Annotated in this window: 11 protein-coding genes; 7 read left to right on the forward strand and 4 right to left on the reverse strand. The window is 72.7% G+C overall.

The window, feature by feature from the left end:
• The first annotated feature begins 365 nt into the window (after positions 1-365).
• The 5 genes from ACZ7KF_RS10180 (at position 366) to ACZ7KF_RS10200 (ending at position 6,110) form a co-directional block, all read left to right on the forward strand.
• Positions 366-1,415 (forward strand): energy-coupling factor transporter transmembrane component T, encoded by a 1,050-nt coding sequence (locus ACZ7KF_RS10180; RefSeq protein ID WP_471071166.1) that lies wholly within the window; start codon positions 366-368, stop codon positions 1,413-1,415.
• Positions 1,412-3,244, forward strand: a complete 1,833-nt coding sequence (locus ACZ7KF_RS10185) for an ABC transporter ATP-binding protein (RefSeq protein WP_471071169.1) — start codon at positions 1,412-1,414, stop codon at positions 3,242-3,244. Before ACZ7KF_RS10180 ends, ACZ7KF_RS10185 begins: the two co-directional genes overlap by 4 nt.
• Before the next feature lie 305 nt (positions 3,245-3,549).
• Positions 3,550-4,317: an ECF transporter S component gene (locus ACZ7KF_RS10190; protein WP_471072210.1), complete on the forward strand. Its 768-nt coding sequence runs from the start codon at positions 3,550-3,552 to the stop codon at positions 4,315-4,317.
• Positions 4,318-4,649: 332 nt separating this feature from the next.
• Positions 4,650-5,057 (forward strand): aggregation-promoting factor C-terminal-like domain-containing protein, encoded by a 408-nt coding sequence (locus ACZ7KF_RS10195; RefSeq protein ID WP_471071172.1) that lies wholly within the window; start codon positions 4,650-4,652, stop codon positions 5,055-5,057.
• Between the two features lie 354 nt (positions 5,058-5,411).
• Positions 5,412-6,110, forward strand: a complete 699-nt coding sequence (locus ACZ7KF_RS10200; RefSeq protein WP_471071175.1) for a YoaK family protein — start codon at positions 5,412-5,414, stop codon at positions 6,108-6,110.
• A 13-nt stretch (positions 6,111-6,123) separates the two neighbouring features.
• On the opposite strand, the gene ACZ7KF_RS10205 is transcribed toward ACZ7KF_RS10200, so the two are convergent.
• The gene (locus ACZ7KF_RS10205; protein ID WP_471071178.1) at positions 6,124-7,359 is read right to left on the reverse strand and encodes a cytochrome P450; all 1,236 of its coding nucleotides are present in this window, start codon (positions 7,357-7,359) and stop codon (positions 6,124-6,126) included.
• A gap of 230 nt (positions 7,360-7,589) precedes the next feature.
• On the opposite strand from ACZ7KF_RS10205, the gene ACZ7KF_RS10210 reads away from it, so the two are divergent.
• Complete coding sequence (locus tag ACZ7KF_RS10210) at positions 7,590-8,759, forward strand: steroid 3-ketoacyl-CoA thiolase (RefSeq protein WP_471071180.1); 1,170 nt, start codon at positions 7,590-7,592, stop codon at positions 8,757-8,759.
• On the opposite strand, the gene ACZ7KF_RS10215 is transcribed toward ACZ7KF_RS10210, so the two are convergent.
• Both ACZ7KF_RS10215 and ACZ7KF_RS10220 read right to left on the reverse strand, forming a co-directional pair.
• Positions 8,743-9,003: a DUF397 domain-containing protein gene (locus ACZ7KF_RS10215; protein WP_471071183.1), complete on the reverse strand. Its 261-nt coding sequence runs from the start codon at positions 9,001-9,003 to the stop codon at positions 8,743-8,745. The two genes, ACZ7KF_RS10210 and ACZ7KF_RS10215, sit on opposite strands and share 17 nt — an antisense overlap.
• Positions 8,984-9,811 (reverse strand): helix-turn-helix domain-containing protein, encoded by an 828-nt coding sequence (locus tag ACZ7KF_RS10220; RefSeq protein WP_471071186.1) that lies wholly within the window; start codon positions 9,809-9,811, stop codon positions 8,984-8,986. Before ACZ7KF_RS10220 ends, ACZ7KF_RS10215 begins: the two co-directional genes overlap by 20 nt.
• 108 nt (positions 9,812-9,919) lie before the next feature.
• Here ACZ7KF_RS10220 and ACZ7KF_RS10225 point away from each other — a divergent pair, with 108 nt between their 5' ends.
• Positions 9,920-10,285 carry an ATP-binding protein gene (locus tag ACZ7KF_RS10225; RefSeq protein ID WP_471072213.1) on the forward strand — a complete coding sequence of 122 codons (366 nt, stop codon included), beginning with the start codon at positions 9,920-9,922 and terminating at the stop codon, positions 10,283-10,285.
• Here the strand turns inward: ACZ7KF_RS10225 and ACZ7KF_RS10230 are convergent.
• A complete protein-coding gene (locus ACZ7KF_RS10230) occupies positions 10,232-12,271 on the reverse strand; it encodes a bifunctional glycosyltransferase 87/phosphatase PAP2 family protein (protein WP_471071189.1) in 2,040 nt (679 codons plus the stop codon). The genes ACZ7KF_RS10225 and ACZ7KF_RS10230 overlap by 54 nt on opposite strands.
• Positions 12,272-12,595: the final 324 nt, after the last annotated feature.

A 12,595-nucleotide genomic window follows, 5' to 3' on the forward strand; every position in this document is an offset into this window, starting at 1 on the left:
CGGACTCGCCGAAGTGCCCCGGGTGTGGGCAGGCTTGTGGGTGCGTCGGGGTTGGGCGCGCCGTTGCCCGCGCCCCTGAGGAGTTGCGGGGACCGGACTCGCCGAAGTGCCCCGGGTGTGGGCAGGCTTGCGGGTGCGTCGGGGTTGGGCGCGCCGTTCCCCGCGCCCCTGAGGAGTTGCGGGGACCGGACTCGCCGAAGTGCCCCGGGTGTGGGCAGGCTTGTGGGTGCGTCGGGGTTGGGCGCGCCGTTGCCCGCGCCCCTGAGGAGTTGCGGGGACCGGGCTCGGGGAAGTGGCCCGCTCGTGGGGGAGGTGCCTCGCGCGCTCGGGGGAGCGTCGACGGGGCTGCTCGGCGCCGGGGCACTGTGCACCCCGGGGCCTGGTGGTTGTGGGCCGTGGCTCTCGGGGTCGCCGCCACCCGTACCACCAATCCGCTCCTCCTCGGCCTGCTCATAGCCGCCTCCGCCTATGTGGTGGCAACCCATCGTTCCCCCACCCCCTGGGCCCGCTCCTACGCCGCCTTCGTCAGGCTCGCGCTCGCCGTCCTCGTCATCCGCGTTCTCTTCGCGGTGGCGCTCGGTTCCCCCATCCCGGGCACGCACACCCTCTTCGCCCTCCCCGAGGTCCCGCTCCCCCACTGGGCGCAGGGCATCCGGCTGGGCGGCCGGGTCACCGCCGAGGCCGTGCTCTTCGCCGCCTACGACGGCCTGAAGCTCGCCACCCTGCTCATCTGCGTCGGCGCGGCGAACGCCCTGGCCAGCCCCACCCGGCTGCTCAAGTCCCTGCCCGGCGCCCTGTACGAGACCGGTGTGGCCGTGGTCGTCGCCCTCACCTTCGCCCCGCATCTGATCGCCGACGTCCACCGGCTGCGCGCCGCCCGCCGGCTGCGCGGCCGTCCGGACCGGGGCCTGCGGGGCCTGCTCCAGGTCGGGCTGCCGGTCCTGGAGGGCGCGCTGGAGCGCTCGGTCGCGCTCGCCGCCGCGATGGAGTCCCGCGGCTACGGCCGTACCGCCGAGGTCCCCGCCCCCGTCCGCCGTACGACGGCCGCGCTCACCCTGGGCGGTCTGCTCGGCGTGTGCGCGGGAACGTACGGGCTGCTGACGGCGGAGGGCGGCACGTACGGGCTGCCGCTGCTGCTCGCCGGAGTCGCCGCCGCCCTCGCGGGACTGCGGCTGGGCGGCCGGCGTTCGCTGCGCACCCGGTACCGCCCGGACCCGTGGGACGCGCGGGCCTGGCTGGTCGCCGGCTCCGGTGCCGCGGTCGCCGCGCTGCTCACGCTCGCCGCGGCCCGCGATCCCGACGCCCTGCACCCCGGGGTCGTGCCCCTCGTCGCCCCCACCCTGCCGCTCTGGCCCGCCGCGGCCGTCCTGCTCGCCCTGCTGCCCGCCTTCGCCGTCCCCAAGGAGCACGCGTGATCCGCTTCGAGGATGTCAGTGTGACGTACGAGGGTGCCGCCGCACCCGCTGTCGCGGGGGTCGGCTTCGAGGTGCCCGAGGGTGAACTGGTGCTGCTGGCCGGTCCGTCGGGGGTCGGCAAGTCCACCGTGCTGGGCGCGGTGAGCGGACTGGTGCCGCACTTCACCGGCGGCACGCTGCGCGGGCGCGTGACGGTGGCCGGCCGGGACACCCGTACCCATCAGCCCCGGGAACTCGCCGACGTGGTCGGCACGGTGGGCCAGGATCCGCTCGCGCACTTCGTGACGGACACCGTGGAGGACGAACTCGCCTACGGCATGGAGTCGTTGGGGCTCGCTCCCGAGGTCATGCGACGCCGGGTGGAGGAGACCCTGGACCTGCTGGGCCTGGCCGACCTGCGCCACCGTCCGATCGCCACGCTCTCGGGCGGGCAGCGGCAGCGGGTCGCGATCGGTTCGGTCCTCACCCCGCATCCGCGGCTGCTGGTCCTGGACGAGCCGACGTCGGCGCTGGATCCGGCCGCCGCGGAGGAGGTCCTGGCCGTGCTGCAGCGGCTGGTGCACGATCTGGGGACGACGGTCCTGATGGCCGAGCACCGGCTGGAGCGGGTGATCCAGTACGCCGACCGGGTCGTCCTGCTGCCCGGCCCCGGCGAGCCGCCCGTGGCGGGCCCTCCGGCCGAGGTGATGTCCGTGTCCCCGGTGTACCCCCCGGTGGTCGCCCTCGGCCGCCTGGCCGGCTGGTCCCCCCTCCCACTGACGGTGCGAGACGCCCGCCGCCGCGCCGGTGACCTGCGCAACCGCCTGGCCGCGGGCGCGGCGAGCCGCACCACGTCAGCCCCGGACACCCACACCACCACCCCGGCCCCGGCCCAAGCCCCGGCCACCACCACCGCCGCCGCAGCAGCCGCGGGCGCGGGCAGTCGTGCCGCTGGGGCGGCACGGGTGGGCGCGGCGGCACCCCGCGAGCGCGGGCAAGCGTCCCCACCCCCGACCGGCTCAGACACCGGGCGCCAGTCCGGGTTCCGGTCCCGCTTCCGGCGCCGCCCCGCCACCCCCGCCCCCGCCCCCACGCACCCGCGCATCGCCGACGTCCGCTCCCTCGCCGTCCGCCGGGACCGCGTCCACGCCCTCCAGCACGTGGATCTGACCGTCACCCCCGGCGAGACGATCGCCCTCATGGGCCGCAACGGCGCCGGCAAGTCCACTCTGCTCGGCTCGCTCGTCGGCCTCACCCCGCCGTCGGCCGGGTCCGTCCTCGTCGGCGGTCTGGTCCCCCACCGCACCCCGCCCCAGGACCTCGTCCGCCAGGTCGGCCTGGTCCCCCAGGACCCGCGCGACCTGCTGTACGCGGACACGGTCGCCGCCGAGTGCGCCGCGGCCGACCAGGACGCCGGTGCCGCCGCGGGCACCTGCCGGGCCCTGGTGTCCGAACTGCTGCCGGGCGTCGCGGACGACACGCATCCCCGGGATCTGTCGGAGGGCCAGTGCCTGGCGCTCGCGCTGGCCGTGGTGCTGACCGCCCGTCCTCCCCTGCTTCTGCTGGACGAGCCGACCCGCGGTCTGGACTACGCGGCCAAGGCCCGTCTGGTCGGCGTACTGCGTGGCCTGGCGGCCGAGGGGCACGCGATCGTGCTGGCCACGCACGATGTGGAGCTGGCCGCCGAGCTGGCCCACCGGGTGGTGCTGCTCGCCGAGGGCGAGGTGATCGCGGACGGCCCGATGGCGGAGACAGTGGTGTCCTCCCCCTCCTACGCACCGCAGGTCGCGAAGATCCTGGCCCCGCAGCGGTGGCTGACGGTGGCCGAGGTACGGGAGGCACTCGCGTGAGCCACACCGAGCCCACCCCCGCCCCCCTCGGCACCCCGGACCCGAACAGCACCCCCAGCACCCTCAGCACCCCCACCCCAGAGGGCACCCCCGCCCCACACGGCACCTCCACCCCAGACAGCACCTCCAGCACCCTCACCACCCACGCCCCAGGCAGCACCTCCAGCACCTCCACCCCAGACAGCACCTCGAGCACCCTGAGCGCCGCCACCCCAAGCAGCACCTCCAGCACCGGCAAGGCCCCCGCATCCCCCGGCACCCGCCGTGTCCGCGCCCTCTCCCTCGGCCCCCGCTCCCTCGCCGCACTGGTGCTGGTCAGTGCCGTCGGTGTGGTCGGCTTCTGCTGGCCGTTTCTCGCGCCGCCCGGTTCGACGTTGAACGCGCACTCCCAGGACGCGCCCTGGCTCTTCGCGGGGCTGCTGGTGCTGCTGGTGGCGGTCGTGGCGGCGGCGATCTCGGAGTCGGCTCTGGGGCCGAAGGCCGTGGCCATGCTGGGGGTGCTGGCCGCGACGGGTGCGGCGCTGCGGCCGATCGGTGCCGGTACGGCGGGGATCGAGCCGATGTTCTTCCTGATGGTGCTGAGCGGACGGGTGCTCGGCCCGGGGTTCGGGTTCGCGCTGGGCTCGGTGACGATGTTCGCCTCCGCGCTGCTCACGGGCGGGGTCGGGCCGTGGCTGCCGTTCCAGATGCTGTCGATGGGCTGGTTCACTCTGGGCGCCGGGCTGCTGCCGGGGCCGGTCCGGCTGCGCGGCCGTGCCGAGCTGGTGATGCTCGCGGGGTACGGCTTCCTCGCCGCCTTCGCCTACGGCACCGTCATGAACCTGGCCGGCTGGCCCTTCCTGGGCGGCGCGGCCTCGAACATCTCCTTCGTCGGCCGAGCGCCGGTCGCCGAGAACCTGGCCCATTTCCTCGCGTACTGCCTGGCCACCTCGCTCGGCTGGGACCTGGGACGCGCCGTCTGCACGGCCGTCCTGACCCTCGCCCTCGGTCCGGCGGTGCTGCGGGCCCTGCGCCGGGCCACGCGACGGGCCGCTTTCGAGACCGCGGTCACATTCGACGGTCCCGCAGGGTGAGACCTCGCTCGCGGGGCGTGAGCGAGCCGGTGAAGCACCCCACATGACGCACGTCACCTACGACCCGGGGCCGTAGTCCCGCCTGTCCGTTTTGTCCGTTCCTGCACCCCTTCTGACCTGCGGATTGCGGCCCACGTCACAGAGGAGACGTTTCTCCCCCATCCGGCCACAACTAGTAAAAGGGGTCATTGCGGACGGGTTCCGGGCCTGCTTGTCTTGAGGACGTCGCCAGGCGCCACGAGCCCACCCGGGCCGCGGCGCCGACGCATACGGCCACAGCGCGTGGTCCATCCATGCGGGCGATCCCCCGTCCCCGACGCAAGAGGTACTCCGTGTCCGTCTCCTTCATCCGCCGCATCGCTTCCCCGAAGAAGGCCCTCACCACCGCCGCCGTGGCCGCCGCCACCGCCGGCATGGCTCTCACCGCGGCGCCCGCCCAGGCCGCCCCGGCCTCCTCCGCTCAGGCGATCGCGCACCAGATGATCCCGGACGCCGCGCAGTTCAACGCCTTCAGCAAGATCGTCGAGCACGAGAGCGGCTGGAACCCCGCCGCCACCAACAGCTCCTCCGGCGCCTACGGCCTGGTCCAGGCCCTGCCGGGTTCGAAGATGGCGTCCGCCGGCTCCGACTGGAAGACCAACCCGGCCACCCAGATCAAGTGGGGCCTGGACTACATGAACTCCCGCTACGGCAGCCCGGTCAAGGCCTGGAACTTCTGGCAGGCCAACGGCTGGTACTGAGCCGACCCCCCAGCCGGCCCGCACCGAGCCGCGCCTCCCCCGGCGCCGGCCCGCGCCGAACCGCTCCTCAGGGAGCCGGCGGCGCCCGCGCCGCGCCCGTGAGCCGGACGACCGGCTCCACCCCCCGCTTCCGCACCCTCGCCCCTCCGCCGGGCGAGGGTGCGCGCGCATGTCCGGGCGGCCCCGGTCCCGGCCCCGGCCTCCGGCTGCCGCCGGTCCGCGCGGCTGGGCCGACCGGGCTGCCTTGCCTCCCTCCCGCGCGTGTCCCGTGTCCTGATCCGGGCGCCGCGGACGCAGGCTGCGCCAGGACGTCCGAGAGCCCTCGGTCCGGCCGGCTGCCCCTGCGGAGGAACGATGACGACGGCGACACCACCGGCGCGGGACCCGGAGGCGCGCGGGCTGCGGCTGGTGGTGGTGCTGCTCGCACTGACCGTGGTCAGCGGCCTGATCGACGCCGTCGGCTATCTGGGCCTGGGCCGGGTCTTCACGGCGAACATGACCGGCAACGTGGTCGTCCTCGGCTTCGCCGCGGCCGGTGCCCCCGGCTTCTCCGTGCCCCATACGGCCACGTCCCTGGCCTGCTTCCTGCTGGGCGCGGCGGCCGGCGGCCGGCTGGCGGCCCGCCACCGCGGCGAACGCGCCCGCCGCCGCCTGACCCGGCTGACCCTGGCGGCGGAGGCGGTACTGGTCGGGGTGTCCGCCCTGGTGGCCTTCGCCTGGCCGGACGCCGACGGCACCAGCGGCACCCGCTATGCCCTGATCGCCCTCACGGCCGTCGCGATGGGCCTGCGCAACGCCACGGTCCGCAAACTGGGCGTGGCCGACCTCACCACCACGGTCCTGACGATGACCCTGACCGCCCTGGCCTCCGAGTCCCGGTTCGGCGACGGCACGGGCCACCGCTCCCCGCGCCGCACGGCCTCGGCCCTGGCGATGGCCGGGGGTGCCTGCCTGGGCGCGTGGCTGGTCCTGCACCACGGCCTGGCCGTCCCCCTGCTGATCGCGGCGCTGGTCTCGGGCGTGCTGGCGTCGGTGGCGTCGGGCCGGGAGTGACGGACGCCTCGGTTCAGCCGGCGACCACCGGCAGTTCCTTCACGCCGTTGATCCAGGCCGAGCGCAGCCGGCGGGGGTCGCCCGACAGGCGCAGGTCCGGCATCGCGTCGGCTATGGCGTGGAAGATCAGGTCGATCTCCAGGACGGCCAGGGACTTGCCGAGGCAGTAGTGGGGACCGCCTCCGCCGAAGCCCAGGTGGGGGTTGGGGTCGCGGGTGATGTCGAAGGCGTCGGGGTCGGCGAAGACCTCGGGGTCGTGGTTGGCCGAGGCGTAGAAGAGGCCGACCCGGTCGCCCCGTCTGACCAGCGCGCCGCCCAGCTCGGTGTCCTGGGTCGCCGTGCGCTGGAAGGCGTTGACCGGGGTCGCCCAGCGGACGATCTCCTCGGCGGTGGTCGAGGGGCGCTCGCGGCAGTACCGGTCCCACTGCTCGGGGTGGGTGAGGAAGGCGTGCATGCCGTGGGTGATCGCGTTGCGCGTGGTCTCGTTGCCGGCCACCGCCAGCATGAGGACGAAGAAGCCGAACTCGTCCGAGTTCAGGTTGCCCTCGTCCTCCGCCGCCACCAGCGTGGTCACGATGTCGTGCGCCGGGCACTGCTTGCGCTCCGCGGCCATGTTCATCGCGTACGCGATGATCTCGGCGGCCGACTGGGCGCCGACCTCCTCGGTGATCGCGTACTCGGGGTCGTCGTAGGCGATCATCTTGTTGGACCAGTCGAAGATCTTGGACCGGTCCTCCTGCGGGACGCCGATCAGCTCGGCGATGGCCTGGAGCGGCAGTTCGCAGGCGACCTCGGTGACGAAGTCGAAGGGGCCGGAGCGGGCACGGGCGGCGGCGACGATCGCCCCGGCACGGGCGCGCAGCCGGTCCTCCAGCGCGCGGATGGAGCGTGGCGTGAACCCTCGCTGCACTATCTGGCGCACCCGCGTATGTTCCGGAGGATCCATGTTGAGCAGGATCAGCCGCTGCGCGTCGATCGCGTCGCGCTCGATGTGCTCGTTGAAACGGATGATCGCGGTGTTCAGGGAGGAGGAGAAGAGTTCCGGGTGCGTGGAGACGTACTTGACGTCGGCGTGCCTGGTCACGGCCCAGTAGCCGGTGTCGGCGAAGCCCGCGAGGCCGTGCGGCTGCGGGATCCAGCGGACCGGCTCGGCGCGGCGCAGCTCGGCGAACTCCGGGAGGGGCACGCGGTGGTACAGCAGGTCGGGGTCGGTGAGGTCGAACCCGTCGGGCAGCGCTGGACAGGGCATCGGCATCTCCAGCCATCTGACGGACCATCAGCGGGTGCCGCGAAGGTAGTAACGGGTTCTACAAGTAGCAAGGGGTACGGCACTCCCAATCGGTGCGGACGTCGCGCAGATCGCACCCTCGGCACCTGCAAGACCCTTGCGGTGATGGACGTCACGTCAGCAGACTGCTGGACAGAACTAGAACGCGTACTAGTTCTGGAGGAGAGCCCTCTCGGAGAGGACCCGCACCCATGGCCGCCGAACCCGTGATCGTCGAAGCCGTCCGCACCCCGATCGGCAAGCGCGGCGGCGCGCTCGCCAACCTGCACCCCGCCTACCTGCTGGGCGAGACCTACCGTGAACTCCTCGGCCGCACCGGCATCCCCGCCGACGCGGTCGAGCAGATCGTCGGCGGCACGGTGACCCACGCCGGCGAGCAGTCCATGAATCCCGCGCGCACGGCCTGGCTGACCATGGGACTGCCGTACGAGACGGCGGCCACGACGGTCGACTGTCAGTGCGGGTCCTCTCAGCAGGCCGCCCACATGGTGGCCAACATGGTCGCGGCGGGCGTGATCGACGTGGGCATCAGCTGCGGCGTCGAGGCGATGTCCCGGGTCCCGCTGGGGTCGGGGTCGAAGCACGGGCCGGGGAAGCCGTTCCCGGACGAGTGGAACGTCGACCTCCCCAACCAGTTCGAGGCGGCCGAGCGCATCGCGCGCCACCGCGGCCTGACCCGGGAGAACGTCGACGCGCTCGGGCTGCTGTCGCAGGAGAGGGCGGCTCACGCCTGGGCGGAGGAACGTTTCAAGCGGGAGACCTTCGCCGTCCAGGTCCCCACCACGGAAGAGGAGCAGTACGCCGGTCAGGGCATGTGGCGGCTGGTCGACAAGGACGAGGGCCTGCGGGACACGTCCCCGGAGGCGCTGGCGGGCCTGAAGCCGGTCATGCCGACGGCCGTCCACACCGCCGGCAACTCCTCCCAGATCTCCGACGGCGCGTCGGCGATCATGTGGGCGTCCAAGCGGATGGCTCGCGCCCTGAAGCTGAAGCCGAGGGCACGCATCGTCGCCCAGGCCCTGGTCGGCGCCGACCCGCACTTCCATCTGGACGGCCCCATCGACGCGACGCGCGCGGTGCTGGGCAAGGCGGGCATGTCCCTGAAGGACATCGACCTCGTGGAGATCAACGAGGCTTTCGCGTCGGTGGTGCTGAGCTGGGCTCAGGTCTTCGAGCAGAACCTGGACAAGGTCAACGTCAACGGCGGTGCGATCGCCCTGGGCCATCCGGTCGGCGCGACGGGCGCGCGCCTGATCACCACCGCCCTGCACGAACTGGAGCGCGCCGACAAGGAGTTCGCGCTCGTCACGATGTGCGCGGGCGGTGGGCTGGCGACCGGGACGATCATCCAGCGGCTGTAGCCGACGTCCAGGAGACGAAGCTGGTGAACGCGGCGGGGTCGACCGTGAGGACCGGTCCCGCCGGGTTCTTGGAGTCACGGATGGCGAGGGTGGCGGTGGGCGTCTCGGCGATCTCTACGCACTCGCCGCCCTGGTCACCGCTGTAGGACGACTTTCGCCAGGCGAGGCCGCCGAGGGGGGCGCATTCGACGCAGTTGCCGCCCTGGTCGCTGCTGTAGCTGGACTTACGCCACTTGCTCTCCATAGCGGTCCTCCATCACTCGCCGGATCAGCCCCGCCGAGTCTTTGATCGAGAGCGCGGCGGCTCGAAGATGATCGTAACGGAGCGAGCAGTCCTTGACGGTGTCCGGGTTCGCGCTCGGGTGCCCGCTGCTGTAGCCCTCCGTATAGACGATGGCCGGGTCACTGACGAACCGGAAGACCGTGAACGAGCCTTGAAGTCCCGGGTGTTCACCGATCGAGTACGGCAAGACCTGCACATTGATCCGGGGGTCGTTCTCGAACGTCAACAGGTGGGCCAGTTGCTCACGCATGACCCCGTGACCGCCGATCTCCTGCTTCAGGGCCGCCTCACTCAGGACCATCCAGAAGACCGGCGGCTCCCCCTTCTCGAAGATGCGCTGGCGTGCGAGTCGAGCAGCCGCGCGGTCCCCGAGCTTGTCCTGATCCAGCACTCCGAGCACGGCGCGCACATAAGACGGAGACTGGAGCAATCCGTGGATCATGTGCGTCTGGAAGGTGCTGATTTCCACCGCCCTCGCCTCCAGCTCAGCCACCTGCTGGAACCACGCCGGAAGTTGGCTGCGCATCACCAGGGGGACCAGCCGTGTCAGTAATCCGCCCGTCCCCAGCGCCGCATCCACGCGCTCGCTGAACTCCGGCGTCGGCAACTTCCGCGCCGTCTCCACTTGGCCGACGAGCGACCCCGTGTAATTGACGATGTCCCCCAGTTGCCGCTGCGTCAGCCCCGCCGCCTCCCGGTACCGCCGCAACTCGAAGCCGTAGTAGTCGAGCGGTGAGGCGCCCGGGTCGAGGGTGTTGATGTTCACCATGACAAGTCCCCTCCCGGACCCGTTGTGTTCATCCTGTAGCCCAGCGTAGTGACGCCAGGTCAGCCTCGTCCCGTGAACCTGAACATTCCCCACACCCCCCAGTACCGCATGCAGCTCACCGTGGGCGAGCACTCGGTACGCCACCTCCGCCGTATCGTCCGCTCGCTGCTGCACGAGTGGGAACTGGAGGCGCTCGCCTTCGCCGTGGAACTGGGCGTGAGCGAGCTGGTCACCAACGTCGTACGGCATGTGCCCGACCGCCGCTGCACACTCGTCGTGCTGCGGCAGACGGCGGGCGTGCGGACCGAGGTCACCGACGCCCATCCTCCGCTCCCCCACCTGGAGACCGGAGTCGACCAGGACTCGGAGCGCGGACGGGGGCTGGCGCTGCTGGACGCCGTGGTGGACAAGTGGGGCGTGTCACCGGCTCCCGGCGGCGGGAAGACGGTCTGGTTCGAGTGCGGGGCGGGCTGAGGCGGCGGCCGGGGCGGCGCGGGGTCCCTGGAACAGGTAGGAGAGGCCGAAACCGGCACTCACCACGGCCGCGCCGCCGACCGCGTCCAGCACCCAGTGATTGCCGGTGGCGACGATCGTGGACACGGTGAGCAACGGGTGCAGCAGACCGAGCGCCTTCATCCACCACCAGGGCGCGATGACGGCGATGACCACCCCGCACCACAGGGACCAGCCGAAGTGCAGGGAGGGCATCGCCGCGTACTGGTTGGTGAGGGCGGTCAGGGTGCCGTAGTCCGGCTGGGAGAAGTCCTGCACGCCGTGCACGGTGTCGATCATGCCGAGGGCCGGCATCAGACGCGGCGGGGCCAGCGGGAAGAGCCAGAAGCCGGCCAGGGCGAGCAGGGTGGCGAAGCCGAGGGAGGCGCGGGCCCAGCGGTAGTCGGCCGGGCGGCGCCAGTAGAGGACGGCGAGGACCGTCAGGGGGACCACGAAGTGGAAGGACTCGTAGTAGAAGTCGAAGAAGTCCCGCAGCCAGCCGATCTTCACCACGGCGTGGTTGACCGCGCGCTCGATGTCGATGTGCAGGAACCGTTCCAGGTCGAGGACGAGGTGGCCGTGGTGCTCGGCCCTCGCGCGGCCCGCGGAGTTGCTGCCGCCGGTCGCGGCGAGACGTACCTGCTGGTAGGCCGCGTAGGTGACGCGCAGGAGCAGCAGTTCCAGGAGCAGGTTGGGGCGGGAGAGGACCCGGCGCAGGAAGGGCAGGAGCGGGACGCGGCGGAAGCGGGCGGGGGGCTGCGGGGCGTACTCCGCGGCGACCGGCGTCCGGTAGTGCGGCGAGGTCCGGGACAGGAAGGGGACGGCCGTGGCCGCGGCCAGCGCCGCGAGCAGCACGAGGTTGTCCCGCAGCGGGTACAGCACCGGCATGTGCGGCAGCATCATCTGCGCCGGGAGGGTGGTGACGAGGACGACCGCCACCGGCCAGACGTACCGGTCCGAGGTCCGCTCGCCGACCCGGCCGACCACCGCGAGCAGCACCCACAGCACCTGGTGCTGCCAGGTGGTGGGCGAGACGGCGACCGCGGCGCAGCCGGTGACCGCGACCGCGAGGAGCAGCTGGCCGTCGCGGGCGTAGCGGGCGGCGCGGCGCAGGGCGAGCGTGGCGACCGCGGCGGCCAGCAGCAGGTAGAGGCCGATCTCCAGCGGGCCGGCGAGGCCGAGGCGCAGCAGGGCGCCGTGCAGGGACTGGTTGGCGAGGGCGTCGGCCTCGCCGCCGAGGCCCGCGCCGCCCAGGTGGTGCACCCAGTAGCTGTGGGAGTCGTGCGGGAGGGCCGCCCAGGCCAGCGCGGTGCCGGTGGCGAAGGTGCCGGCCGCGGTGAGGGCGGCCCGGCGGCGGCCGGTGCACCACAGCAGCGGGGTGAAGAGCAGGACGGTCGGCTGGAGGGCGGCGGCCAGGCCGATGCACAGGCCGCTCGCGCGCTCCCCGCGCACGGTGAAGCAGCCGAGCAGGACGAGCAGCACCGGGATGATGCTGGTCTGGCCCAGCCACAGGGCGTTGCGGACCGGCAGCGACAGCATGAGGAGGCTGACGGCGACCGGGGCGGCCAGCAGGGAGGTGCGCCGGCCGATCGGCCGCGGCAGCGCACGGGCGGCGACCAGGCCGAGGGCGACGACCAGGAGCAGGGTGCCGAAGGTCCAGCCCCAGCCGAGGGCGGCTTCCGCGGCACGGGTGAGCGGTCTGAGGACGAGGCCGCTGAAGGGGGTGCCGGTGAACCGGGTCGAGTCGTAGATCGATCCCTTCACGTGCAGGACGCCCTCGGGGCCGACCCAGGTCTCCAGGTCGGTGAGGCGCTCGCCGCTCGGTGTGGTCAGGACGGCGGTCAGCTGCCGTACGGCGAGGATCGTCGCCACCGCCCACAGGGCGAGCCGGGTCGCGCGCAGTCGCGCGCCCACCTCCGGTCCGCCGTAGGCCTCTGTCGGTCGTCCGGCGTCTCCCGCGTTCGCCACGCTTCTTCGGCCTCCCGCCCCGTCCGTCCCGGGCGCCGGCGCGCGTCGGGGTTCTTCTGCGGCTCCCTTCGAGGCTCGCAGACCCCGGGGAGAAGGACGCGGGCAATCCCCGATTCACCTGCCGTCCGTCAGCATTTGTCCGAATGACGATAGTCCGCGGCCCTGGCGGTTGCGCGGGCGGGGGGCGAGAAGCATCACAGTGAGCAGGTGGCATGGCGCTGGGTGAGCGGGCAGACGTACCTGCGTATCCGTGCTTTAGCTGCACTCTGCAGCTAACCGCATACGGCACGTAAGGGGCGGAAGTCCCCCTATGGTCGTTTTTCG

The organism is Streptomyces sp. NPDC038200 (assembly GCF_055600785.1).

What these genes read in the sequence shown, in the direction of transcription:
- ACZ7KF_RS10205 (WP_471071178.1), bottom strand. Translation starts at nt 7,359, where the DNA reads ATGCCCTGTCCAGCGCTGCCCGACGGGTTCGACCTCACCGACCCCGAC.
- ACZ7KF_RS10220 (WP_471071186.1), bottom strand. Translation starts at nt 9,811, where the DNA reads ATGGTGAACATCAACACCCTCGACCCGGGCGCCTCACCGCTCGACTAC.
- ACZ7KF_RS10225 (WP_471072213.1), top strand. Translation starts at nt 9,920, where the DNA reads ATGCAGCTCACCGTGGGCGAGCACTCGGTACGCCACCTCCGCCGTATC.
- ACZ7KF_RS10210 (WP_471071180.1), top strand. Translation starts at nt 7,590, where the DNA reads ATGGCCGCCGAACCCGTGATCGTCGAAGCCGTCCGCACCCCGATCGGC.
- ACZ7KF_RS10200 (WP_471071175.1), top strand. Translation starts at nt 5,412, where the DNA reads ATGACGACGGCGACACCACCGGCGCGGGACCCGGAGGCGCGCGGGCTG.
- ACZ7KF_RS10215 (WP_471071183.1), bottom strand. Translation starts at nt 9,003, where the DNA reads ATGGAGAGCAAGTGGCGTAAGTCCAGCTACAGCAGCGACCAGGGCGGC.